25 protein-coding genes are annotated in these 24,853 nt (G+C 43.5%); 8 read left to right on the top strand and 17 right to left on the bottom strand.

Features of this window, described 5'->3' with window-relative positions; translation table 11 throughout:
• The first annotated feature begins 8 nt into the window (after positions 1–8).
• Both Q4492_RS05760 and lnt read left to right on the top strand, forming a co-directional pair.
• Positions 9–845, top strand: coding sequence for an HlyC/CorC family transporter (locus tag Q4492_RS05760; RefSeq protein WP_303416308.1), 837 nt, complete (start codon positions 9–11; stop codon positions 843–845).
• A 5-nt stretch (positions 846–850) separates the two neighbouring features.
• Positions 851–2,347, top strand: coding sequence for an apolipoprotein N-acyltransferase (lnt, locus tag Q4492_RS05755; RefSeq protein ID WP_303416307.1), 1,497 nt, complete (start codon positions 851–853; stop codon positions 2,345–2,347).
• A 13-nt stretch (positions 2,348–2,360) separates the two neighbouring features.
• Here the strand turns inward: lnt and Q4492_RS05750 are convergent, their stop codons facing one another.
• The gene (locus tag Q4492_RS05750) at positions 2,361–2,897 is read right to left on the bottom strand and encodes a zinc ribbon-containing protein (RefSeq protein WP_303416306.1); all 537 of its coding nucleotides are present in this window, start codon (positions 2,895–2,897) and stop codon (positions 2,361–2,363) included.
• Between the two features lie 136 nt (positions 2,898–3,033).
• Between Q4492_RS05750 and leuS the strand changes: the two genes are divergently transcribed.
• From leuS to Q4492_RS05730, 4 genes are all read left to right on the top strand, one after another.
• Complete coding sequence (leuS, locus tag Q4492_RS05745) at positions 3,034–5,622, top strand: leucine--tRNA ligase (RefSeq protein ID WP_303416305.1); 2,589 nt, start codon at positions 3,034–3,036, stop codon at positions 5,620–5,622.
• Between the two features lie 27 nt (positions 5,623–5,649).
• On the top strand, positions 5,650–6,162 hold the full coding sequence (gene lptE, locus Q4492_RS05740; protein ID WP_303416304.1) for an LPS assembly lipoprotein LptE: 513 nt from the start codon (positions 5,650–5,652) through the stop codon (positions 6,160–6,162).
• Positions 6,159–7,193, top strand: coding sequence for a DNA polymerase III subunit delta (gene holA, locus Q4492_RS05735; RefSeq protein WP_303416303.1), 1,035 nt, complete (start codon positions 6,159–6,161; stop codon positions 7,191–7,193). The genes lptE and holA overlap by 4 nt, the downstream gene beginning before the upstream one ends.
• Before the next feature lie 119 nt (positions 7,194–7,312).
• Entirely contained in the window at positions 7,313–7,645 is a 333-nt protein-coding gene (locus Q4492_RS05730; RefSeq protein WP_303416302.1) for a cytochrome c, read from the top strand.
• Positions 7,646–7,653: 8 nt separating this feature from the next.
• Here Q4492_RS05730 and Q4492_RS05725 read toward each other — a convergent pair whose 3' ends face one another.
• From Q4492_RS05725 to Q4492_RS05655, 15 genes are all read right to left on the bottom strand, one after another.
• Entirely contained in the window at positions 7,654–8,199 is a 546-nt protein-coding gene (locus tag Q4492_RS05725; RefSeq protein ID WP_303416301.1) for a lysophospholipid acyltransferase family protein, read from the bottom strand.
• A gap of 166 nt (positions 8,200–8,365) precedes the next feature.
• The gene (locus Q4492_RS05720) at positions 8,366–8,800 is read right to left on the bottom strand and encodes an OsmC family protein (RefSeq protein WP_303416300.1); all 435 of its coding nucleotides are present in this window, start codon (positions 8,798–8,800) and stop codon (positions 8,366–8,368) included.
• Positions 8,801–9,115: 315 nt separating this feature from the next.
• Positions 9,116–10,096 (bottom strand): lipoyl synthase, encoded by a 981-nt coding sequence (gene lipA / locus Q4492_RS05715; protein WP_067866075.1) that lies wholly within the window; start codon positions 10,094–10,096, stop codon positions 9,116–9,118.
• Between the two features lie 6 nt (positions 10,097–10,102).
• Positions 10,103–10,750, bottom strand: coding sequence for a lipoyl(octanoyl) transferase LipB (gene lipB / locus Q4492_RS05710; RefSeq protein WP_303416299.1), 648 nt, complete (start codon positions 10,748–10,750; stop codon positions 10,103–10,105).
• Positions 10,750–11,028: a YbeD family protein gene (locus Q4492_RS05705; RefSeq protein WP_303416298.1), complete on the bottom strand. Its 279-nt coding sequence runs from the start codon at positions 11,026–11,028 to the stop codon at positions 10,750–10,752. The genes lipB and Q4492_RS05705 overlap by 1 nt, the downstream gene beginning before the upstream one ends.
• A gap of 26 nt (positions 11,029–11,054) precedes the next feature.
• Entirely contained in the window at positions 11,055–11,909 is an 855-nt protein-coding gene (locus Q4492_RS05700; protein ID WP_303416297.1) for a D-amino acid aminotransferase, read from the bottom strand.
• 123 nt (positions 11,910–12,032) lie between these two features.
• Positions 12,033–13,220, bottom strand: coding sequence for a D-alanyl-D-alanine carboxypeptidase family protein (locus tag Q4492_RS05695; RefSeq protein ID WP_303416296.1), 1,188 nt, complete (start codon positions 13,218–13,220; stop codon positions 12,033–12,035).
• A gap of 133 nt (positions 13,221–13,353) precedes the next feature.
• On the bottom strand, positions 13,354–14,184 hold the full coding sequence (locus Q4492_RS05690; RefSeq protein ID WP_303416295.1) for a septal ring lytic transglycosylase RlpA family protein: 831 nt from the start codon (positions 14,182–14,184) through the stop codon (positions 13,354–13,356).
• Between the two features lie 8 nt (positions 14,185–14,192).
• The gene (mltB, locus tag Q4492_RS05685; RefSeq protein WP_303416294.1) at positions 14,193–15,404 is read right to left on the bottom strand and encodes a lytic murein transglycosylase B; all 1,212 of its coding nucleotides are present in this window, start codon (positions 15,402–15,404) and stop codon (positions 14,193–14,195) included.
• A gap of 100 nt (positions 15,405–15,504) precedes the next feature.
• Complete coding sequence (gene rodA / locus Q4492_RS05680; RefSeq protein WP_303416293.1) at positions 15,505–16,650, bottom strand: rod shape-determining protein RodA; 1,146 nt, start codon at positions 16,648–16,650, stop codon at positions 15,505–15,507.
• Complete coding sequence (gene mrdA / locus Q4492_RS05675) at positions 16,640–18,535, bottom strand: penicillin-binding protein 2 (protein WP_303416292.1); 1,896 nt, start codon at positions 18,533–18,535, stop codon at positions 16,640–16,642. Before mrdA ends, rodA begins: the two co-directional genes overlap by 11 nt.
• 40 nt (positions 18,536–18,575) lie before the next feature.
• The gene (gene rlmH, locus Q4492_RS05670; RefSeq protein ID WP_303416291.1) at positions 18,576–19,043 is read right to left on the bottom strand and encodes a 23S rRNA (pseudouridine(1915)-N(3))-methyltransferase RlmH; all 468 of its coding nucleotides are present in this window, start codon (positions 19,041–19,043) and stop codon (positions 18,576–18,578) included.
• Between the two features lie 8 nt (positions 19,044–19,051).
• Positions 19,052–19,384 (bottom strand): ribosome silencing factor, encoded by a 333-nt coding sequence (gene rsfS / locus Q4492_RS05665; RefSeq protein ID WP_303416290.1) that lies wholly within the window; start codon positions 19,382–19,384, stop codon positions 19,052–19,054.
• A gap of 9 nt (positions 19,385–19,393) precedes the next feature.
• Entirely contained in the window at positions 19,394–20,044 is a 651-nt protein-coding gene (nadD, locus tag Q4492_RS05660; RefSeq protein ID WP_303416289.1) for a nicotinate-nucleotide adenylyltransferase, read from the bottom strand.
• Between the two features lie 7 nt (positions 20,045–20,051).
• Positions 20,052–21,308: a glutamate-5-semialdehyde dehydrogenase gene (locus Q4492_RS05655; protein ID WP_303416288.1), complete on the bottom strand. Its 1,257-nt coding sequence runs from the start codon at positions 21,306–21,308 to the stop codon at positions 20,052–20,054.
• 240 nt (positions 21,309–21,548) lie between these two features.
• Between Q4492_RS05655 and Q4492_RS05650 the strand changes: the two genes are divergently transcribed.
• The gene (locus tag Q4492_RS05650) at positions 21,549–23,114 is read left to right on the top strand and encodes a hypothetical protein (protein ID WP_303416287.1); all 1,566 of its coding nucleotides are present in this window, start codon (positions 21,549–21,551) and stop codon (positions 23,112–23,114) included.
• An 18-nt stretch (positions 23,115–23,132) separates the two neighbouring features.
• On the opposite strand, the gene Q4492_RS05645 is transcribed toward Q4492_RS05650, so the two are convergent.
• The gene (locus tag Q4492_RS05645) at positions 23,133–24,077 is read right to left on the bottom strand and encodes a GlxA family transcriptional regulator (RefSeq protein ID WP_303416286.1); all 945 of its coding nucleotides are present in this window, start codon (positions 24,075–24,077) and stop codon (positions 23,133–23,135) included.
• Between the two features lie 131 nt (positions 24,078–24,208).
• On the opposite strand from Q4492_RS05645, the gene Q4492_RS05640 reads away from it, so the two are divergent.
• Entirely contained in the window at positions 24,209–24,811 is a 603-nt protein-coding gene (locus Q4492_RS05640; RefSeq protein WP_303416285.1) for a cysteine hydrolase family protein, read from the top strand.
• Positions 24,812–24,853: the final 42 nt, after the last annotated feature.

Here is a 24,853-nt window from a genome sequence, read left to right as displayed (position 1 = left end):
TAAACACCATGAGCGAAGATCGATCGGGACAAAACAAAGGCTGGTTCGACAAACTAACCCATGCATTTAGTGATGAACCAAGAAGCCGAGAAGACCTGTTAACCGATTTACGTCAGGCCTCCGATGACAACCTACTAGACAGCGAAGCCCTCACTATTATGGAGGGAGCGATGCAAGTCGCTGACATGCAAGTTCGCGACGTTATGATTCCACGCTCCCAAATGGTTGTCGTTGAAGCGGACCAAACACCGAAAGAATTTCTACCTATTATTATATCTAGCGCCCACTCCCGCTTTCCGGTTATCGGGGAAACACCCGATGAAGTACAAGGGATCTTGCTAGCTAAAGATTTATTACCCTTAATACTTGAAGGAAACCTTGAGCAATTTGATCTAAAAAGTAAGCTCCGTAACGTTACTTTTATCCCTGAATCCAAGCGTTTAAATGTTTTGCTTAAAGAGTTCCGTGTGACTCGCAATCATATGGCTGTTGTTATGGATGAATACGGCGGCGTTTCAGGCTTAATCACCATCGAAGACGTGCTGGAACAGATTGTTGGCGAAATTGAAGATGAACACGACAGCGAAGAAGATGATGGCAACATCAAACCTTTCGATGACAACGCGTTTATTGTAAAAGCTTTAACACCGATTGATGATTTTAATGACTACTTCTCTATCTCCTTCCCCGATGAAGAGTTTGATACCATTGGCGGTATAGTTACTCAACAGTTCGGCCATCTTCCAAAAAAAGATGAATCGGTACAGATAGACGGTTTTCACTTTAAAATCCTATCCGCTGATACTCGACGCATTCGACTACTACAGGTTTCAAGAGAAGAGTAAGCACTATGCCTCTGCAATTTATTATATGTTTAATTGCAGGGGCACTGATTGCCCCTAGCTTAGCCCCTTTCAATATCCCCTATTTAGCGCTTTTTCCGCCGGCTATTCTTTACCTTTCAAGCTACAAAAAAAACAATAAACAAAGCGCACTACTTGGCTGGGCCTTCGGGTTAGGCTTTTTTGGTAGTGGTGTATCATGGGTTTTTGTTAGCATTTCAGAACATAGCCAAACGCCTTTACCTATAGCGATCGGCTTAACCGCACTCTTTGTAGCAGCTCTCGCTCTACTTTTTAGCGTGCAACTTTATCTCTGGAAAAAACTCTTTTCTGCTAGATTCTTAGCCGCTAGCTTTGTTGGCTTATGGCTACTCTTTGAATGGCTAAGAAGCTGGTTATTTACCGGATTCCCTTGGTTATATTTAGGTAACGCATCCTTAGATACCCCTTACCAGAATACCCTTTCTTTAGGCGGGATATGGTTAGCCAGCGCCGCTATATTAATCACAGCGCTAGCTATTGCAGAACTGTTAAGATCACGAAAACTACTCCCCCTGCTCATTGCCCCTCTCCCCCTAATCGGCAGCTACTTATTACCACTGCAATGGACAACACCTAACGAAGAAACGCTTTCAGTGGCTATAGTCCAACCTAATATTGCGCAGGCGGTTAAGTGGGATACAAACTACCGTGAAGATATACTCACTCAATATGAAACGCTCACAAGAGACCATTTAGATGCACAGCTAGTGCTCTGGCCGGAAACAGCCATTCCTTCGCTGTTCAGATATGCAGCAACACCTCTGGCTGAGCTACTCAACGATTTAGATACAAAAGGCACTACATTAATCAGTGGCCTGCCTAGCGCTATACCCGATCAGAACCATCCTAAGGGCTACCTTATCCACAACAGCCTAGCCGTACTGACAAGCGGCAGCGGTATTTACCATAAACAGCGCCTTGTTCCTTTTGGTGAATACGTACCTATGGAAAACTATATTCGAGGGCTTTTTGATTTTTTTAATCTACCTATGTCTAGCTTCTCACTCCCTAAAGCGCAGCAGCCTTTATTAAAAGTTGGTCAAGTCAAACTCAGTGCTGCCATTTGTTATGAGATCGCTTACCCAGAGCTGGTACGAAAAGCATCAAAGCACGCAGATATCATACTCACCGTCTCCAATGACACTTGGTTTGGTAGATCCATTGCACCCGCACAACATCTACAAATCGCTCGTGTAAGAGCGGTTGAAAATGGCCGCTGGGTAATACGTGGAACCAACAATGGCATTACAGCGCTGATTGATTCGGAAGGCAGCATAGTAGACCAACTACCACAATTTCGGGCAGCCGTTTTACGAGGGACAGCGCACAGCATGGAAGGGGAAACCCCTTTTCAGCGTTACGGATCACTACCAGTGTTACTACTAGCGCTTGGTTTAACTGTTCTATCTATGGGGCAACGCAGAAATCAAGATAACGCTAAGCGCTATCCCAATTTCAGGTAAGCCCATTTAAAGCTTACTTGTGAGGCCAAGGCGCTGACACGCGCTTGAAATAACCTTGCTCACACTCAGAACAAGGTTTGAGCTTTTCAGTTTTATATAAATTAAATTGAGTCCCACAATTAAGGCATTCAAGCGTGCCTACTGTGGCCAACTCTCCCGCCATATACTGCTGATCAGTATGATCTAAACGTTCTCGAAGCTGCTCTTGCCCTATACGTGTTTGATCTGCAATTAATCTCAACTGCTCAATCAATGTCTGTTCTAATATATTCAGATCAAAACCTAGCCATGCAGCTAAACCTTCACCTGTTTCATTAGCGTAATAACCTAGCTGCTTCAGATCTCTAGCTAAATAAGCTTTCAGTAGATCAAGCTCATCGCGGGTCATCTCCTCTGCTGCCAACTCAAGCTCTACTGCATCATGGATTTTCTCTTGCAAAAGATCCCAAGAGCCCGCTTTTGAATTCTCTAGGTCTTTAGTAAGACGTAACAAGACCCTATCGTAGTCCTCAGAAGCTAATTTATTTTGCTTATCATTATTTTGCGACATAAAACCACCTCGTTATGAGCGGAAACTCTGTTTGCTTACCTGTATATATTGTATGCTATACCCCAATAAGCAAACTTTTATTAACCGGCATCAAAAGATGCCGGTTTTTCTATCAAAGGCATCACGATTTACGAACATGAACGAACAATACCGCCCACAAAAGATTGAGCCACAGGTCCAGCAACATTGGAAAGATAACGATAGCTTTAAGTGCGAAGAGGATCTGCAGAAAGAAAAATTCTACTGCCTATCCATGTTTCCGTACCCTAGCGGTCGACTCCATATGGGTCATGTTCGTAACTACACTATCGGAGATGTAGTTTCCCGTTACCAGCGTATGCAAGGTAAGAATGTTCTGCAACCTATGGGTTGGGACGCATTTGGCCTGCCTGCTGAAAACGCGGCGATGAAAAATAACGTAGCGCCAGCTAAATGGACCTACGAAAACATTGATTACATGCGTAACCAGCTGCAACTTATGGGTTTTGGTTATGACTGGAACCGCGAACTCGCTACTTGTCATCCAGAATACTACCGCTGGGAACAGTGGTTCTTTACTAAGTTGATGGATAAAGGCCTCGTTTACAAAAAAGAAGCAGAAGTAAACTGGGATCCAGTTGACCAAACGGTTCTAGCCAACGAACAGGTTATTGATGGTCGAGGCTGGCGTTCTGGCGCATTAGTCGAACGTAAAAAAATCCCGCAGTGGTTCCTTAAAATCACAGACTACGCTGATCAGTTACTGTCGGACTTAGACAAACTTGATGAGTGGCCAGAGCAAGTTCGTACGATGCAGAAAAACTGGATCGGTCGCTCTGAAGGGGTTGAACTTACCTTTGATGTTGCTAATTACGGTCCACTAGAAGTATTCACAACACGACCAGACACGCTAATGGGCGTTACCTACGTTGCTGTTGCAGCACAACACCCGCTTGCCCAACAAGCAGCTGCAAACAACTCAGAGCTCGCTACATTTATTGATGAGTGCAAAAATATTAAAGTTGCCGAAGCTGATATGGCAACGATGGAAAAGAAAGGTATGGCGCTAGGCATTAACGCTATACACCCTCTTACAGGTAAAGAAGTACCTGTTTGGACTGCTAACTTTGTCTTGATGGATTATGGCTCAGGCGCAGTCATGTCTGTACCTGGCCACGACCAGCGTGATTGGGAGTTTGCAACCAAATATGGTCTAGAGATCAAACAAGTTATCCGTCCACTAGACGATTCTGCCGTTGATCTAAGTGTTGAAGCCTATACAGAAAAAGGCGCCTTAGTTAACTCTGGCAACTATAATGATTTAGAATTTGACGTTGCCTTTAAAGCGATCGCAGCTGATCTAGAAGCTAAAGGTAAAGGTAAGGTCACGGTTAACTTCCGCTTACGTGACTGGGGCGTATCTCGCCAACGTTACTGGGGCGCACCGATCCCTGTGATTAACTGCCCAAGCTGCGGAGCACTTCCCGTACCTGAAGAGCAACTACCCGTTGTTCTTCCTACTGATGTTGAGTTTGATGGTAGCGGCTCTCCAATCAAAAAAATGGAAAGCTTCATTAATACCACCTGCCCTAAATGTGGCGGTCCCGCAGAACGAGAAACCGATACATTTGATACCTTTATGGAATCATCATGGTATTACGCACGCTATGCTTCACGTAGCAGTGATAACGCCATGCTTGAGCCGGAAAAAGCGAATTATTGGCTTCCTGTCGATCAATATATCGGCGGTATTGAACACGCTATTCTTCACCTACTTTACTCACGCTTTTTCCATAAGTTAATGCGTGATGAAGGACTTGTAGACAGTGATGAGCCATTTAAACGTCTTCTTTGCCAAGGTATGGTTCTAGCCGATAGTTTCTGCTACGAAGATGATAAAGGTGGAAAAGTTTGGGTTGCCCCAAATGAAGTTGATATTCAGACCGATGAAAAAAGCCGTGTGATCAGTGCAACCCATCGCACTACAGGCCAAAGCCTTAAGCACGACGGCATGTCTAAAATGTCAAAATCAAAGAATAACGGCATCGATCCACAGATTATGATCGATAAATACGGCGCAGATACTGTGCGTTTATTTATGATGTTTGCTGCACCACCTGAGCAATCTTTAGAATGGTCAGATACCGGTGTAGAAGGTGCTCACCGTTTCCTTAAACGTCTTTGGAAGCAAGTCCATGATCACCTAAATGTAGGTGGCTCATCGGCTGCGATCGACAAAGACAATTTGACTGATGTGCAGAAAGAACTGCGCCGTAAAGTTCATTCTACTATTCAAAAAGTAAGTGATGATATGGAGCGTCGCCAAACGTTCAACACTGCAATTGCTGCGGTTATGGAGCTGTCTAACACAGTGGCTAAATTCGTTGATATTAGCGAACAAGGCCGCGCAGTTATGCAAGAAGCGCTTGAAGCTGCGGTCCTACTTCTATCACCTATAGTGCCTCATATTAGTCATCAGCTGTGGCAGGAACTAGGTCACTCTGAAGTACTTACCGCCCCATGGCCAACGATAGACGAATCAGCGCTTATCCAAGATACAGTGCAACTCGTTATCCAAGTCAACGGTAAGGTAAGAGCCAAAATCAATGTTGCTGCTGATGCAGATGAAGATATGATTCTTCATACCGCCTTAGCCGATGAAAACGTACAAAAGCATATGGTAGATAAAACAATCCGTAAAAAAATTGTTGTACCTGGCCGCTTAGTTAACATTGTTGTAGGTTAAAGCGAAATCGCTGGTTAAGGAGTAAACATGATTAAACAGTGGAAAACATTAATAGGGCAGTTCGTGTTGATACTAACCCTATTCAGCCTTTTATCTGCCTGCGGTTTCCAACTTCGAGGACTACAAGACGTATCCGAAGATAAGAAACTCGTAACACTTATACCAGGTAACACTAATAATCAGTTACTCCGTAGCCTGCGACAGAACATGAAGTTTAATGGCATCAGTGAAATTGATAATGCGAACTACCAGATTCGTCTTTCAAACTTTCGCTATAAACGCCGTGCAGCGACCATTAGTAGCAGTGCTGATGTAGATGAATATGAGATCTCTGCTGAGGTGACTATGCTTCTAACCGATAAGCAAGGACAGCCTCTTACGCAAAACATCAAAATTCAGCGCGAGCGAATCTACACTTATGACACAGACGCTGCGGCAGCAAGTTCAGAGCAAGAAGAACTTCTACGTGGCGAGTTATACGATTCAATTGCACAAACTATATTACGTCGCTATCTAGCCAGTAATAATAAGTCAGAATGAAGCTACGTCCGGAGCAGCTAGAGGCTCAGCTAAAAAAAGGCCTAGCGCCGGTATATTTTATTACCGGCGATGAGCCGCTTATTTTAGAAGAAAGCTCAGATTTGCTCCGTAGCCGCATACAGCAACAAGGCTTTAATGAACGTGAAGTACTCCATGTAGATGGTAGTTTTAACTGGGAATATCTTCTCGAATGCGCCAACGCTTTATCTCTATTCGCTGAAAAGAAAATTATCGAGCTCCGTTTAGGTAGTCAAAAGCTGAATAAGAAATCCAGTGAGCTACTACAAAGCTATCTTAATAATCCCGCACCAGACAATATCCTTTTAATCACCGCAAATAAGCTAGATGGTAGCGCCAAAAAGAGCGCATGGTTCAAAGCCATCGATAAATGCGGAATTATCATAGAGATCTGGCCCGTAGAAACAGAACAGTTACCTAATTGGATTAGACAACGAGCTGCACAAATAGACCTACAACTGAATGAAGAAGCAATACAACTCTTATGTGACCGTATTGAAGGCAATCTGCTTGCAGCAAAACAAGAGATCAATAAACTAAGCCTACTCTTCCCTCATCAAGTTGTTACCGCTGACGATGTTATCGACTCAGTATCTGATAGCTCTCGATATGATATTTATGGTCTGATCGATGCAGCATTAAATGGCCAAGCCGCTCGCTGCTGTAAAATACTTCAGGCGCTTAAGCAGGATGGTACAGAGCCACCGGTTGCTCTATGGGCACTCTCAAAAGAGCTACGTAGCTTATCTGCTATCCAACAAGCTCAACATAATGGTCAATCGTTCGATGCCGTATGCCAACGGGAAAGAATATGGGGGAAACGTAAACCTCTTGTCCGTAAAACAGCTCAGCGCATTTCAACTGAACAGATAAACTTAGCTCTACAGCAATGTGCCGAAGTCGATAAAATTGTTAAAGGGCTTGCATCGGGTGATGCTTGGCTACTTCTCACCTCCATCTCGCTTACGCTAGCAGGGCAACCATTAACCCTTCTCAATGCCTGCACATATTAAAACCTAGTGTAAAACAGCCGGATAGCATTCACCGCTTGCAGTTTATACCCTTGATCTATTAGCTCAACCTGACAAAATTAACTATGATAACTATAAAATCACAAGGCGTATAATTACCTATGCACTTATCTCAACGGGCATCTACACTGATCCTAACGACCATTTTACTGAGTGGCTGCGATGGGGAAACGACCCCTGAGAACATGCAGTCGGGAGAAGAGCTCTATAACTATTACTGCAAAAATTGTCACGAGCTGAAAGGCCCCGGCGCCAATATGGAACGCTATACTGGGGAAAAAAACTTAAAACCTTATAAAGTCATGCTGATGATCAAGTTCAACAAAGCCTCGCCTAAACACGGCATGACCACATTCACCCAGCTATCGGACAATCAAGCTGAGGCTGTATCTGAGTACACGGTAAACCTTATTGAAAGACATCTTAATAGGTAAAGCCTTTATCACATATAAGGCTGATAGTATTTTTGGATCAATTTTAAATCATCTTCATAATTACCCTGTGTATGAAATACGCCTAAAATCCCTCCGCGTTTATTTTTATAATCTATAAAACCCAAAACAATAGGCACCCCTGCGCCATCCGCTATATGATAAAAACCTGATTTCCAGTGGGTTACTTGAGATCGAGTTCCTTCAGGGGCCATCATAATTTTCAGATCTGGATAAGTTTTAAATTTCTCAACGGTCGCATCAACCATATTATTTTTTTTCACACGGTCGACCGGTATTCCTCCCATCCAACGCATCAAAAAACCAAATGGAAATTTAAAAATACTTGATTTACCAACCCAATGCAGCGGCATCCTCAATGCAAAAGCGATCATCAAAGAAAACGGCATATCCCAATTAGTCGTATGTGGCGCAGCAATTAATACACACTGCTTCATATCTTTTGGAAAAGAGCCTTTCACCTTCCAGCCACATATTTTAAGCAAAACTAGAGAAAAAAATCGTAAAAGCGAACTAATAACAGGCGTTGTAAACATAGTATTACGCCACATCCTAAAGACCCCTATTTATTAAAAATAGATAAATTCAAACAATAGGAATAATGAAGGATTTTACAGGCATTGTCTGCAAACAGTTAGGTCGATTGGATAAAGAGCTAGATGAAAACACCCAGCTCTCTGGCCTTAGCGATGAAACTTGTACTTAAACAAGACAGTGCACAACATCAGTCGCTAGTTTTATGTTGTCATGTAATGGGCAACGCTCACAAACTTCATTTAAAAACGCCAGCTTCTCAGCGTCAGTTAGATCAGCATCAATAGTAGCTTCAACGCGAATCTGCTGAAATCCAGTACGATCCTCAGTAGGCTTTCCCAGTAAGCCCATTGAATTAAGGTCAGCTTCAACTTTAATACTCATGGCTCTAAGATCAATCTTCTGCTGACCCGCAGCAATATGCCCAATACTGCCGATACAACCCGCTAATGAGAACAAAAAATACTCTAAAGGTGTTGGCCCTTGATTACCACCACCATTAGCCGTTGGCTGATCAATCACTACATGATGCTCTCGAATATCCGCAGTTATCGCACAACCTGAGCCCATATTAGCCATAACAGTGATTGTTTTTGTACCCATTGAACTGCTCCATAATAATTAAATTAGATAATACTAATTTAATTATTAATAAAGTAAAAAACAATATAGAAGCGATCAACAACGTAGAATAATACGATTTCATTGATATGAAAGACTAAGCGTTACTTAATCACAGAAGGTTCAAAGAAAAGCTGTTTTGATCAATCTATAAGCCTCTCCGGCTTAGGACGCCTTTATGGAAAGTCTCACATTGGATAGAAAACATAAGAGGAAGGAAGCCTCCCACATAAGGTACATATGTGGGAGACGGTCTTTATGCAGGGCATACCGATAAAGAGAGCCCTATTTACGGCTCTAACTAACTTTTTCGCCTTTAGCCTGTAAGTCCGCATGATATGAGGAGCGTACTAGCGGGCCACAAGCCGCATGAGTAAAACCGAGTTCTTTTGCAATCCGAGCAAACTCATCAAATTCCGCGGGAGTTACATAACGCTCCAACTTAAGATGATTACCGCTCGGTTGTAGATATTGCCCTATAGTCAGCATGTCTACATCATGGGCACGAAGATCTTTCATTACTTGAATAATCTCTTCATTGGTTTCACCAATACCCACCATTAACCCTGACTTAGTTCGAACGTTTGGATTTTTGGCTTTATATTTTTTCAGCAGACGTAAAGACCACTCATAATCAGATCCTGGGCGTACCGCTTTGTAAAGGCGCGGCACCGTTTCCATATTATGATTAAGAACATCGGGTGGCGTTTCAGTAAGAATATCAATCGCTATATCCATACGGCCACGAAAATCAGGTACTAAGATCTCCATCTCAATACTCGGTACTTGTCCGCGGGTCTCACGTACGCAATCTGCAAAATGCTGAGCACCACCATCACGTAGATCATCACGATCTACTGAGGTTACGACTACATAACGAAGCCCCATATCAGCGATAGCATCCGCTAACTCTTTAGGCTCATTTCTATCAAGCTCATTTGGACGGCCATGGGCCACATCGCAGAACGGACAACGACGTGTACAGATATCTCCCATGATCATAAAGGTCGCGGTACCGTGACTAAAGCACTCACCTAGGTTCGGACAACTTGCTTCTTCACAAACTGAAGCCAACTTATGCTTTCTCAGCTTGTCTTTAATCCGTTGTACTTCAGCATTTGAACCCATCCTGACACGCAACCATTCTGGCTTACGTAGCATGTCGCTTTTCTCAGTTGGGATCACCTTTACTGGAATACGATCGACTTTATCAGCACCACGTAATTTAACGCCCTGCTCTACTCGTTTTTTCGCCGTAGCTTTATTATGTTCAGACATTTAGACTCAATCCAGAGTGGTTTTTCGGGTCACTTCTGCATACCCGAGTTTACTAATCAAATGGTTAAGTAAATGCTGGGTAGCATCGGCCTGATCAAGGTCTTCTACCAACATACCTAACTGTGTCATCTCCATACCCGCATAGCCGCATGGGTTTATTCTTAAAAAAGGTTCTAAGTCCATCGCGAGGTTTAGTGCTAATCCATGAAAAGAACAGCCCCGTCTAACTCTCAAACCTAAAGAAGCGATCTTACTACCCTCAACATAGACCCCAGGTGCATCAGGTTTTGGGTAAGCGTCAATTTGAAATTCGTTAAGCGTATCAACAACCGCCTCTTCCATTATAGAAACAAGCTCACGCACACCTAACTTTTTACGCTTAAGGTTCAGCATTAGGTAGATTATAGCCTGTCCTGGGCCGTGGTACGTCACCTGCCCACCCCGATCCACTTGTACTACAGGAATATCACCTGTGTTTAACAAATGTTCCTCTTTACCCGCCTGCCCCTGCGTAAACACAGGTTCATGCTGCAAAGACCAGATCTCATCAACTACATCTTCACCACGCTCGTTGGTGAAGGACTGCATCCGCTGCCAAGTGGGTTCATAAGGCAGTAAACCTAAATCTCGTACAATTAGCTGATCTGAAAGCATCAAATCACCATCTTTACACGCTCTGAAGCAATTAATGCTTCATGTAGTGCAGCAAGCTGTTCTACACCTTGAGCGGTAATAGTAAACCGTACAGACTGAAAGGTACCATTCCGACTGTCCTGAAGAGTAACCGAGGTAAAATCAAAATCAGGCACATGCACCTGTACAATCTCGATCACAAAATCACGAAAGTCATCGTCATTTCTGCCTACCACCTTAATAGGGTAGTTAGGACATGGAAATTCAATTTTAGGTGGTTCTTGCTGCTTATCTGTCATCTATTCATACCACTAATCACTAACTATCACAGTCCCGTCATTAACTTACGTTGGAAATCTGCGAAAAGCTCAAACATTTTTTGCCATACAGGCCCAGACTGCCCCTTTCCGATCTTATGCCCATCGACTTCTACCACTGGCACAATCCCGCGCGTCGAGCTAGAAACCCAAACTTCATCAGCAACAAGTAACTGCTGATAATCAATATCCACTTCTTGAAACTGAATAGCATGTTTATCTGCCAATTCAAGAATCAGCTCACGCGTAATTCCCCCTAATATCTCAGAACTACGCTTAGGTGTATAAATAACGCCGCGTTTAACCAAAAATAGGTTACAAGCAGAACCTTCTGTCAGCTTATCATTACGTGAGAAAAGCGCCTCTTGAGCCCCTTCATCTTTCGCTTGCTGCAACACTAAAATATTAGGCAGTAGACAGGTTGATTTAATATCACAGCGATGCCAGCGTAAATCTTCCGTCACTATAGCTTTTAGCGGGACAACACTATCAACACCCGCTTTCCAGACATCTTTTATCGGTGTGCAACACGCAAATACTGTAGGCTCTAGTGAATCATCGTAAGCGTGGCTTCGTTTACCTGCACTACCGCGCGTGACTTGCAGATAAACAGATAGATTACCGCCGCCATTACGCGCAACAAGGGACTCTAAAATTTCTTCCCAATGCTGCTCATTTTTAATACGCACCGCTCTTAAACTGTGATGTAAACGGTCAAGATGCGCTTGCAAACGAAAACCGACCCCTTGATAAAAAGGGATCACCTCATAAACACTATCGCCAAACAGAAAACCACGATCGAATACCGAAACCTTGGCTTCCTCTGCCGGCAAAAACTCACCATTGAGATAGACTGTATTCATATAACCTAAACGCAAACACCCGCATCAATATTAAAAACCGAACCAAAGCTACATACAGCTCTTCAGTATTTAATATAGATGCGGGCATCCATGCAATTATTAAAGGACTAGCGCTAAAAACAGTTACCCGATTAGGCTAGTAAAGAATAAAAGTATCGCGTGCCAAATACGTTTTAACAGGCCTGCTTCAGGAATTGCATCCATTGCAACTAAAGGCACTTCCGTTACTAAATCACCATCTAAGGTTACACGTACTTTACCTAACTCCTGACCTTTCATTATAGGTGCAGTAATAACTCTATCCACATCCATTATCGCTTGCAGCTTATCCGCTTGACCGCGTGGGATAGTTACCGATAGTGGATCAGAAATTCCGATACGTAATTGATCTTGAGTACCCGACCAAACTTTAGCGGTATTCAAGACAACATTACTTTTATAAAGCTGATGAGTTCTATAGTAACGGAAAGCATAAGAAAGTAGCTTCTGGCTCTCACGAGCACGGGCCTCTTCATCACTAGTGCCGAGTACTACCGAAATCAAACGCATGCCATCACGCTTAGCTGAAGCAACAAGACAGTAACCAGCAGCATCTGTATGGCCAGTTTTTAACCCATCGACTGTTTTATCGCGCCATAGAAGCTTATTACGGTTAGGTTGGCGAATTTTGTTATATGTAAAATATTTTTCCGAGTAGATCCCATAATGCTCAGGGAAATCTTGAATTATTGCTTTAGCTAATAAGGCCAAATCAAAAGCAGAAGATTCGTGTCCCTCAGCAGGAAGGCCGGTGGCATTCATAAAGTTTGTATTCTTCATACCTAATAGTTTGGCATGCTGATTCATCAAATCAGCAAAAGCAGCTTCACTACCCGCTATATGTTCAGCTACCGCAACCGATGCGTCGTTACCCGATTGAATAACGATCCCTTTCATCAGATCACCTAAACGGACTTGCGTACCCTCACGAATAAACATACGCGAGCCTTGGGTACGCCACGCTTTTTCACTGATCAATACTAGATCATCAGTACTTACATTCCCTTTACTCAATTCGTATTCGAGGATGTAAGCCGTCATCATTTTCGTCAAGCTGGCGGGGGCAAATCGCTCATTTTCATTTTTAGCGGCAATAATTTTGCCTGTATCGGCATCGATAACAAGGTACGCAGTCGCTGCGATCTGAGGTTCTGCTGGAATCAAACTTGCGGCAGATGAAAAATTGACAACCGCAATAGTCAAAAATAGCAGACTAAATACTTTTGAAACTTTATTTAAAAACACCTTTTTAAACCAAACCTTATTAAACATGTTCATCCAAAACAATCATTAAAGAAATCTAAGTGAGGCCACTACTGATACTGCAATATAGTAGCGATAACACACTTAATTTTCATAGTTACTTTAAGTCCACTTAACGCCGTAGGTAACTCTACTTAAGCTATTAAGGGAAGTCTACCAAGTGCGGAGTTGCATAGCCCATTTGTTCTACCTTCTGAGTTAAATCTGCCAAAGAGGTCGTACTTTTCAGCGGGCCTATTTGGACTCTATGTAAAACAGTTCCCTGCTGATTAGTCAGTGGACGAATAATCACCGCAAGATCGGTCAAAATAGGTCTTAACTGACTTTCAACATACTCAGCAGATGCGCGGCTAGAATACGCACCTACCTGTAAATATCTCCCCGCCACAGAAACTTGATGATTCACAACCGGCGAAGAGATAAGGTTCTCTGAGTTTTGCCAAGCGCGCGGATCAAGCGCTTCAATTTTTACATGAGCGGTGCCTTTACTGAGCATATCCAGCTTGGAAGCGGCCGCATAAGAAAGATCGATCAAACGATCATCATGAAACGGCCCTCGATCATTTACCCTAACGATAACTTGACGACCATTAGCTAAATTAGTTACCCGCAAGTAAGTTGGTAGTGGCAAACTTTTATGTGCAGCAGACATTTTATACATATCATAAACCTCACCATTGGAGGTTTGATGGCCATGAAATTTACGTCCGTACCAAGATGCTGTTCCCGTAGCGGTGTAACCATTAGCGCTCGGCATTACATAATATTGTTTACCTAGTACAGTATACGGGCTTTTATTTCCGCCTCTGCTTTTAGGTTCTACCTGAGGCACTGCATCCTTCACATGCGACACATCAACGGGGGCATCTGGCGCTTTATCGTGCTTCATGGAATAGCGGCCACTATTTTCACTCGTAGAGGAACAGCCAGCGAGTAACACAATCAAACTAAAAACAAAGAGCCTGTTATACATAGTCCACTCTACTTTTTAGTTTGCGTTACAGTTTTTTCTGAAAGCGATTTCTCATAAGCCATTTTAATCTGCTCACTTAAACGATAAACCGCCATTGCATAAAGCTTGCTGTGATTATAGCGAGTGATCACATAAAAGTTATGTAAACCTAACCAATATTGAGCATCTTCACCTATCTCTAATCTCATTAGAATAGCTTTACCTTCAGGCGACAACGTCAACTCAGGCTCTACCCCTCTTTGCTGCCAATCAGCAATCGTCAACTCAGGAATCAATCCTTTCCGGCCTTTACTAAACCATGCCTCATCCGCCGTTTGGCTAAAAGAAACCCCACTAATGACTGGCTCACCTTTTGCCCAACCATGTTCAGCAAAATAGTTAGCTACACTGCCTATAGCATCTGTCTTATTGTTCCAGATATCACGATGACCATCATTATCAAAATCTATAGCAAAACTACGGTAACTGGATGGAATAAACTGCCCATATCCCATAGCTCCCGCATAAGAACCTTTATGCGCGGTAACATCAGTTTTTTCTTCACGCACCAAACGTAGATACTCTTTCAACTGCCCCAGAAAAAACTCACTACGTCTTGGATAATCAAAACCAAGGGTCGCCACCGCATCTAAAACTCGATAACTACCCATAATACGACCGTAACGGGTTTCTACACCAATAATAGAAACAATAACTTCAGCGGGAACCCCATAGGTTTTTTCAGCTAAAGCTAACGCGGCTTGATTTTCTTGCCAAAACTGAACGCCCTGCTTTATACGTTTTGGCTGTATAAAGATCTTACGGTACTCACCCCAATTTAAGCTTTTTTCTGCTGGGCGTGAGATCGCCGTTAAAATGGATTGCTGCCTTTTCGCTTCGCCCAAAACACCTTTTAAATAAGCTTCACTAAAACCTTCCGCTTTCATCTCATCGATAAAGGCTTGAGCCTGAGGGTAATCTGCATAGGAACCCGATAACAAAGGCTCAGCGACCTTCTCTACAGACTCTTTTACAGGCTTCTCTGGGGCAGCAACGACTTTCTTAGTTTGCGTTACCGGCGTTACGACAGCCTCCTTACTTGGGGTTAGCGTCTGTTTTTTAACCTCACTGTTCGACGAACCTTCATCTTGAGTTGCAACAGATTGCTCCGTTGAAGTTGCACAACCATTGAGAGACAGACTGGCCGCCAAAATAACCGTAAATAATAAAGACTGATTCACTCTAAACTCCCAATAAAAAATCCATAAACAGATCACAACTCAGATACTTGATCCAGTTAACACAGGTTTATACAACCTAAACTATACCGCTTGCTAATCCTTACTTTAAAAGCATGGTTCTATAGCTATAAACCGACATGATCATTCCAAATCCAGCCATAAGCGTAACAATAGATGTCCCCCCATAGCTAACCATAGGAAGTGGCACACCCACAACCGGTAACAAACCACTAACCATACCTATATTTACAAAAACATACACAAAGAACGTTAAGGTTAAACTGCCAGCTAACAAACGTCCGAAACTATCCGGAGCCCTTGCGGCTATCACCAGCCCTCTAGCAATGATCAACACATACAAGGTTAAAAGTATGAGTACACCAATGAAGCCAAGTTCCTCAGCAACCACTGCAATAATAAAATCCGTATGGGATTCAGGCAAAAAATCTAACTGGGATTGTGTGCCACTTAGCCAACCTTTGCCATCAATGCCTCCCGAACCTATAGCCGTCTTGGATTGAATAATATTCCAACCTGAACCTAACGGGTCGCTCTCCGGATCAAGAAAGGTAAGAACACGCTGCCTCTGATAATCTTTCATCACTGCCCACAAACCAGGCAATGCCGCGGCTCCAACACCTACAGCTATAAAAATATATCGCCACAAAATACCCGACAGTAAAAGAACAAACACCCCAGATGCGGCGATCAGTAGGGATGTACCTAAATCGGGCTGTTTCATAATCAGCACAGTCGGTACAGCAATCAGCACTAAACTAATAAATATATGCCTAAAACTAGGCGGAAGAGAGCGATGGGCCAAGTAATAGGCAACCGTTAGGGGCAGAATCAACTTCATAATTTCAGCAGGCTGGAATCTGAACCCAGGTAAAGCTATCCAGCGTTGTGCACCTTTAGCGCCAACCCCAAATAGCATTACGCATACCAGTAATAGTACGCCTATAACATAGAGCCAAAGAGCCCAGCGGCCAAAAAAACGTGGCGTTAACTGGGCTAAAAAAACCATCACAACAAAACCCGCACCCATACGTATCGCTTGGCGCGTGACATAGCCTATATCTTGGCCTGAAGCGCTATATAGAATAAATAAACCAAATCCACACAATAAAAAAAGAAGCAACAACAGCCAACCATCTAAGCGCGTGTAACTCCAAAGACTAGGCCTTTGACGCAGATGGTCATGCGCTTCTGGCATATAACGCTCAAACTCGCGATTATTTATCATCTTGATCCTCAACTAATGGATCTGTACCTAAGAGATACGCATCAAGGATCTTACGCGCAATAGGTGCTGCAGTACTTGAGCCACCGCCACCATTTTCAACGATAACGGCGATAGCAATTTTAGGGTCATCAACCGGCGCAAAGGCAACAAACAAGGCATGGTCACGGTGAATTTCTGCTAATTTTTCAGCGTCATAAACCGCATCCTGTTTAATACCAACCACTTGAGCTGTCCCTGTTTTACCTGCAATCTCATAACTGGAATTAGCACCCGACCGTCTGGCGGTACCATGTTTGGAATGCATAACATCGCGCATACCTTTGATAATATCATCCCAATGCTTATCATCATTTAACACAACATCGGCGGGGGTTGGTTTGCCGTCAGAGAAATCAGCAGGCTCTAATACCTCGGCCCCTGCATCATTGATCTTTTTCGTCCCCTTGAGCATATGCGGAGGCACCCACTCACCACGATTAGCAATAACGGCCATTGCCGTTGCCAACTGTAGAGGGGTCGCAACAAAGAACCCCTGCCCAATACTCATGTTAAGGGAATCACCTGTATACCAGGGTGTTTTACGGGCTTTTCGCTTCCACTCTTTTGAGGGCAAAATAGCACCTAAAGCTTCAGGAAGGTCAAGACTTGTTACTTGACCAAAACCAAACATACCTAAATATTTTGACATGGGGTCTACCCCCATCTTATGAGATACATCGTAAAACCAAGTGTCACATGATTGGGCAATCGCGTCGTACATATTAACCCGACCATGACCCACTTTTTTCCAGTCTCGGTATTTACGACCGCCATGGGTCAACGAATACCAACCGGGATCAAAAATCGTATAACTTGGCGTCACAATGCCACTATCAATCGCTGACAATGCGATCATAGGCTTAATAGTTGAACCTGGGGGATAGCGACCGCGGATCGCGCGGTTAAATAAAGGTAGGTCAGGAGATTCACGCAAAGCGTTATAGTTTTTTGAAGAGATCCCCGTAACAAACATATTTGGATCATAAGCGGGTGTAGATACCAGTGCTAAAATCCCACCTGTTTTAGGTTCAATCGCGACTATAGATGCGCGATATCCTTCTATCAATTTTTCAGTTATTTGCTGTAAACGCAGATCAAGGTTTAAAACAATATCTTTACCAGGCCTTGGATCACGGCGCTCCAATACACGCATAACGCGCCCACGCGCATTTGTTTCTACTTTCTGGAACCCCACTTCGCCATGAAGTTCATCTTCATAAAACTTCTCAATACCCAGCTTACCTATGTAATGGGTTGCAGCGTAATTAGTAGGATCAACACGACCAAGTTCTTTCTCATTGATACGTCCGACATACCCCATCGCATGCACCAAAGATTTACCATAAGGGTAGTAACGGATCAGCTCCGCCTCCACTCGCACGCCGGGTAAACGGTGATAGTTCACTGAGATCTTAGCAATCTCATCCTCAGTTAAACGAAAACGCACCGGAATAGATTCAAAAGGACGACGACGTTGCTTTAAACGTTTTTTAAAACTCTCAACCTCACGCTCAGTCATAGGGATTAAAGAGCGTAGTTCAGTTAAGGTGGTGTCTAGATCTTCCACCTCCTCTTTTAAAATAGTAACGCTATAGCTAGGCCGGTTATCAGCCAGCAATACACCGTTACGATCATAAATAAGCCCCCGGGTCGGCGGCACCGGTTGCAATTGAACACGATTAGCTTCCGACATAGCGGCGTAGCGATCATGCTCTACAACCTGGAGGTAATAGAGTCGGCCAACGAGTACACACAACATCACAACCACAACAAAAAAGGCCAAAACGGCACGCACTTTAAATGTGCGACTCTCTTTTGAGTGATCTTTTAAGCGTTCTGCTCCCATATACGTCAGCGCTTCTTCTCTATAGGTAAATTAATAAACATTATTTATGGTAGGGGTGCCCTTGAATGACAGTCCAAGCACGATAAAGTTGCTCAGCTAACATCACACGAACCAACGGATGGGGTAGAGTTAATGCAGAAAGGGACCACTTTTGATCCGCAATAGCGGAACAACGGCTATCTAAACCATCAGGTCCACCTATCAACAAGCTAATATTACGCCCATCCATACGCCAATCTTCCACTTGAGCAGCAAGTTGCTCCGTTGACCAGTTTTTGCCAAGCACCTCTAAAGCAATAACCCGATCCCCTTTAGGAATAGCCGCAAGCATTTGGTCACCCTCCTGCTTTTTTGCTTTAGCTATATCACTGCTTTTACCGCGGTGGCCTAAAGGCAATTCAATCATCTCTAATTGAAAGTCATTCGGCAGACGCTTTTCATACTCACGATAACCTTCATTAACCCATGAAGGCATCTTTCCACCAATAGCTATGATCCGAATTTTCATAAAAAGTTTTATGCGTCTTTTTCAACGCCCCATAGGCGCTCTAAATCATAAAACTCACGCGCATCAGGCATCATAATATGGACAACCACATCACCTAAGTCGACCAGTATCCAATCACTAACACTTTGCCCTTCTGAACCTAAAGGTAGAAGACCTGCCGCTTTAATTTGGATTCCGACCTCTTCGGCAATAGCTCCCACATGACGTTTAGAGGTACCACTAGCTATAACCATATAATCGGTAACGGTTGAGCGGCCTCGCACATCAAGATCCACGATCTCTTTTGCTTTCATATCTTCAAGGGCGTTATGAACAATCTCAATTACTTTTTCAGTTTGCATTATTTCGCTTCAATTAGTTAAACCGTAAAGACGGTTGTCTTGGATATATTGCCAAACTTGATCTGGAAACAGATAACGCGGGGAGTGCCCTTGCGCTATAGTTTGGCGAATCTGAGTCGCTGAAACCCCAATAGGTGTCAGCTCATGGAAAAGCACACAACCAGCAGGGGTCGATAACACTTGCTGTAAACTTGTCGTTTGGTGTTTTTCTGTAAATTCATTCAGCACATCACATTGGGGCAAGCTGTAACCAGGCCGCTTGACCACCAGCAGATGTGCAAAATCCGTAAAACGCCGCCACTCATGCCAATGGGGTAATGTCTGATAGGCATCCATCCCCATTATCATACAAAGTGATACGTTTTCGCCTAACTCACGACGCAACGATTCCAATGTATGCAATGAGTATGATGGTTGAGTGGACAGCACTTCTCGCTTATCCACTGCTAAAGCAGGCTCATCAGCCACCGCTAACTCAACCATTTCCAGCCGCTGTTCAGCTGTTCGACCTGGCGTTTTACGATGAACAGGATCTCTAGAAGGAATTAAACATACCTTCTCTACTCCCATCCATTGTTGAAGTTCTAAAGCCGTTCTTAAATGGCCATTATGGATAGGATCAAAGGTTCCACCCATAAACACGTAAGCATTAACGCTCATATGATCATTACTGCCTGATATGACCATCACCTAGAACAACATATTTTTCTGAGGTCAATCCATCAAGACCCACTGGGCCACGGGCATGGATCTTATCAGTAGAGATACCGATCTCAGCCCCTAAACCATATTCAAAACCATCCGCAAAACGCGTTGATGCATTCACCATCACCGAACTGGAATCCACTTCACGTAGGAATGCCCGTGATTTAGTGTAGTTTTCAGTCACGATTGAATCCGTATGGTGCGACCCATAACGATTAATATGGAGAATAGCTTCATCCATGCTATCAACCAATTTAATCGACAAAACAGGAGCAAGGTACTCAGTACTCCAATCCTCTTCTGTCGCTAATTTAATATGCGGAAGCAGCTTACGGGTACGCTCACAGCCTCTCAATTCGACACCCGCGGCCTGATAACGTTCAGACAGCTCAGATAGAATTTCCTCAGCAATCGAGCTATTCACCAACAGCGTTTCCATCGTATTACAGGTGCCATAGCGGTGAGTTTTAGCATTTAACGCAATATTAACCGCTTTACCCGCATCAGCCTGATCATCAATATAAACATGGCAGATACCATCAAGGTGTTTGATAACAGCAACTTTCGCATCGCGACTAACGCGCTCAATCAGCCCTTTACCACCACGCGGCACAATAACATCTATATATTCAGGCATAGTAATCATCTGCCCTACCGCCTCACGATCAGTCGTTTCAACGACTTGCACCGCATTTTCAGGCAAACCTGCTAGCTTTAAACCTTTTTTGATACAGTTAGCGACAGCTCGGTTGGAATTAATCGCTTCGGAACCACCACGCAAAATCGTTGCGTTCCCCGATTTAAGACACAAACTTGCCGCCTCAACCGTTACATTAGGACGAGACTCATAAATAATACCAATGACACCGAGAGGCACACGCATTTTACCCACCTGAATACCACTTGGCAGGTATTTAAGATCATTAATCGCGCCAACAGGATCAGGCAGTGTCGCCACCTGACGAAGACCTTCGATCATTGTATCGATTCGAGCATCAGTTAGCTCCAAACGGTCTAACATCGCTGAATCTAAACCGTTATTACGACCACCTTCTAGGTCTATAGCATTCGCTGCATGTAGTTCCGGTCGGCTACTATCGATTGCATCAGCCATGGCCAACAGAGCCTGATTTTTCAGGTTAGTATCTGCTTTTGCTACTAAACGAGCCGCATCACGTGCGTTCTCGCCTAATTCGATCATATATTCTTGTACGTTCATCGCCGTCCTTCCTATCATTAAGCCCAGTATTATACCTGCCTGACAACGCGGGGTCATGGTCAGAATGCAATTGATATTCACACTCGCCGTTATGAACTGTTATTATCTGACTTTCGATCTATTTTGAGCTAATTTTGCCCTGTGACATTAAGCCGATTCAAAAACAACCGTTCAAGACAAAACCTTCTGGTTATTGTCGGCTTAATTCTATTTTCAGGGTTAAGCCTTGGCATCCTTTTCATGCAGTTCTCTACTGCGAGGCAAGCTGAAAGTGAAACCCAACATTTAGGTCAGGCACTTGCCCAGCAAAGCGATATTTTAATTCGCCCGCTACTCCTCTCAAATGATCGCGTCAGCCTTAATTACCTTTTAAATGAACTGCAACAGATTCCCTATATCAAAGGTTTACAAGTAGCCGATCAATCCGGGGTAATTATCGCCAGATCCGGCGAAGCAAACGACATAAAATTACAACAGCGACTTATACAGCAAGAGAAAACCATTGCTACAGTCACTTTATGGCTAACCCCTGACCCACTCAAAAAAGCTCTACGCAGTCAGTTCTGGCCTCTACTCTTTCTAGCTTGTGTAATAGCTCTCTTGTCATTACTCGCTATTTGGTACTTTGGGCACTATCCAGCAGCCGATGAACAGGAGGAGCAAACACCGGACGACCCCGCATCTGATCGTTTATCCGGTCTAACATTCTCTGAATCTTTAGCTATACAAAATGAAGGGCGCTTTAGCGACATTAATGCGACAGAAGAAAGCCCCCTCTCAAGCAAAGACACACCTATATCGACAGAAAGCGGCACAGAATCAGCATTGAAGGAAGTAGATACAACTCCTGAAACCACTGCTAATGTCCACCCCCGGCGAGAAACGGTAACGCAACCGGAAGAGGAAGCGGACTCTTACAACGACGCCGCACAAGACGACCAACTGCACACCGAATCTCTTGTTGATCTACTCAAACCGGAACATAGTAATGCTCCGCAGATGCCAAAATTCGAGCATCACCCACAAGATTTAGAGCCCGCTGAAGATACTGCAAGCCCAGATGAGTTCTCCGTTGAAGAGGAGCTTATTGATAAAAAACAGGGCAATGCCGACGAAAGCCCAACAAAAACCAAAAATCCGCTATTCAAAGAATCAATGTCGGATGAAACGCGCGAGCGAAAAGAGATCCAGCTTGGGCTCTATTCATTTGAAGATGAGTTGGAGTTATTTCTAGCACCTCAAGATGCCATTTACCTGTTCTACATAGATAGCAATACAGCCAGCTCAGATAATATGCCCCCTGATGAAAAAGCGACCCTGCTCAATGTCTACTTACATTTAGCTAAACAGGTCGCGCGAATTTATAATGGCGAGTCTGAACAGCTAGAAAATAACGACATACTGCTACGTTTTGAATTACGAGACAGCAACGATAGTCATGGCATAAACGCACTATGCGCAGCCATACTTTTTAGTCTCTTATATAAAGGATTCAACCAAGCAAGAATTAAAGGTTTTCAGCCTGTTCTTAGCCTACAAATGTCCCTATCACGTGGGCATTATGACAAATATCCTTTAGTCAAAGAGGAAGCTCATTTCCTCACCCGCACCACAAACAGCAACGAACTAATTAGCCATACAGCCCTGACCGAAGCGCCTTTACTAAAACGCGCCTTGCTGGAACAAGCGGATATTCGCCGAGAAGATGAAGATAAAGTATTGCTGCTTAAAGTCACACCAAAGCATCAAGCACTCTTACAAAAACAAGCAAACCATCTTCTGACAAAAATCTTCAAAAAGTCCTGATAGCTACTGTAAAACGCGTTATTTTACAAAGCGTTTCTTAAACTCTTTAGGTGTCTGGCCGGTAATTTTAGTAAAGGTTTTCCTAAAAGCACTTAAATCTTCATAACCGACTTCTGCTGCAACGTTCTCAAAAGAGGTCGTGCTTGTCTCAATAATTTCACACGCTTTTTGAATACGAAGACGCTGCAAATATTGAGTAGGCTTCAGCCCCGTGGCTTTCACAAAACGCCGTAAAAATGTCCGCCCAGTTAAATGGGAATGTTCAGCAAGCTGTTGAATAACAATCGTATTCTTAAAATTACGCTGCAACTGGTGCTGAGCTTTAATGATAGCCTCATCACCATGGTCTAATTTTGGCGAAAAGCTCTGATAATAACTTTGCTCTCGCGGCCCCGTATCAACGATCAGAAACTTCCCTAGCTGCCGCATCACTTTTGAGTTTGTGAATTGCGCAACCAACTCCAGTCCCAAATCGATCCAGCTCATCAAACCACCCGCTGTAATAATATCGGTATCGTTTATTAGTAACTTGTTTGTCTCAAGCATGACATTAGGAAAGCGCTTAGCAAAATCATCCGCTAACGCCCAATGAGTCGTCACTTTACGGCCATCCAATAGACCCGTTTCAGCCAAGACAAAAGCCCCCGCACACACAGAACAAATTATGGCCCCATTTTTATGCTGCTGCTTTAACCAAGCTAATAAAGAGGGCTGCGGCTTAAGATAATAACTGTCATCTAAACAGGGTGGTAAAACAATAATATTAAGCGGTTTAAATGCCCCATGATGATCAACATCATCAAGCTGCTGACTCACGCAAATTGAAGTACTAAACACTTCACCCAACTCATGCTGCTGACAGATCTGATTCGCCAGATAGAACTGCTCAGCGATACCCTGAACTGCCGACAATAAAGCACCAGGATAATGCACTATACCTATTTCAATCCGCTTTATTGTCATATACAACCTCTTTTATGCCAATTATGCCCCCAGTATATGATTTAAAATCATCGAATAATAGACAGCGATAAGCCAATGATTATTCCATACATAAAACTAAATCAGCCATAACAATTGATAGGGTATTTTATATGACAAGCTTAAGCACTATTCGCGATCTTGCTGGTCTAGGACATGAAGCAAGCTCAGTACAAGAATCCGCTCTGATTATTATTGATGCGCAAAACACCTATTGCGAAGGGATAATGAAACTGGAGGGTGTAGAAGAAGCCTTAGTTGAATGTAGAAAGCTTTTAGAGCGTTTCCGTAAAGCAGGCAGACCTATCTACCACATCAGACACGATGCAGGCCCAGGCACACCTTACGATGTAAATGAACATATTGGTCAAATTGCTGAGGTAGTAGCACCTATAGAGGGTGAAGCAGTAATCACTAAAAACTATCCTAATTCATTTGCACAAACAGAGCTCAATGAATTACTTGAAAAAACTGGGGTTAAGAATCTGATATTGGTCGGATTTATGTCTCACATGTGCGTGAATTCAACCGCTCGTGCAGCGTTTACATTAGGTTACAACCCGACAGTCGTCGCATCAGCAACAGCGACAAGAGCCCTACCTTCAAAAGTAACAGGAAAAGATGTTCCAGCGGCTCAAATCCAAGAAGCTGCACTGGCAGCACTGTCAGATCTGCCATCCGCAGTTGTTCCCGCTGTCAGCAATGTACCTGACTAACTAAGAGATAAACCTCGCTGATGCATATTTCTAAATCAGCGT

Origin of the sequence: Neptuniibacter sp. 1_MG-2023 (genome assembly GCF_030547185.1) — a bacterium.
Lineage (GTDB): Bacteria > Pseudomonadota > Gammaproteobacteria > Pseudomonadales > Balneatricaceae > Neptuniibacter.
This window is presented reverse-complemented; position numbering and strand designations above follow the sequence as displayed.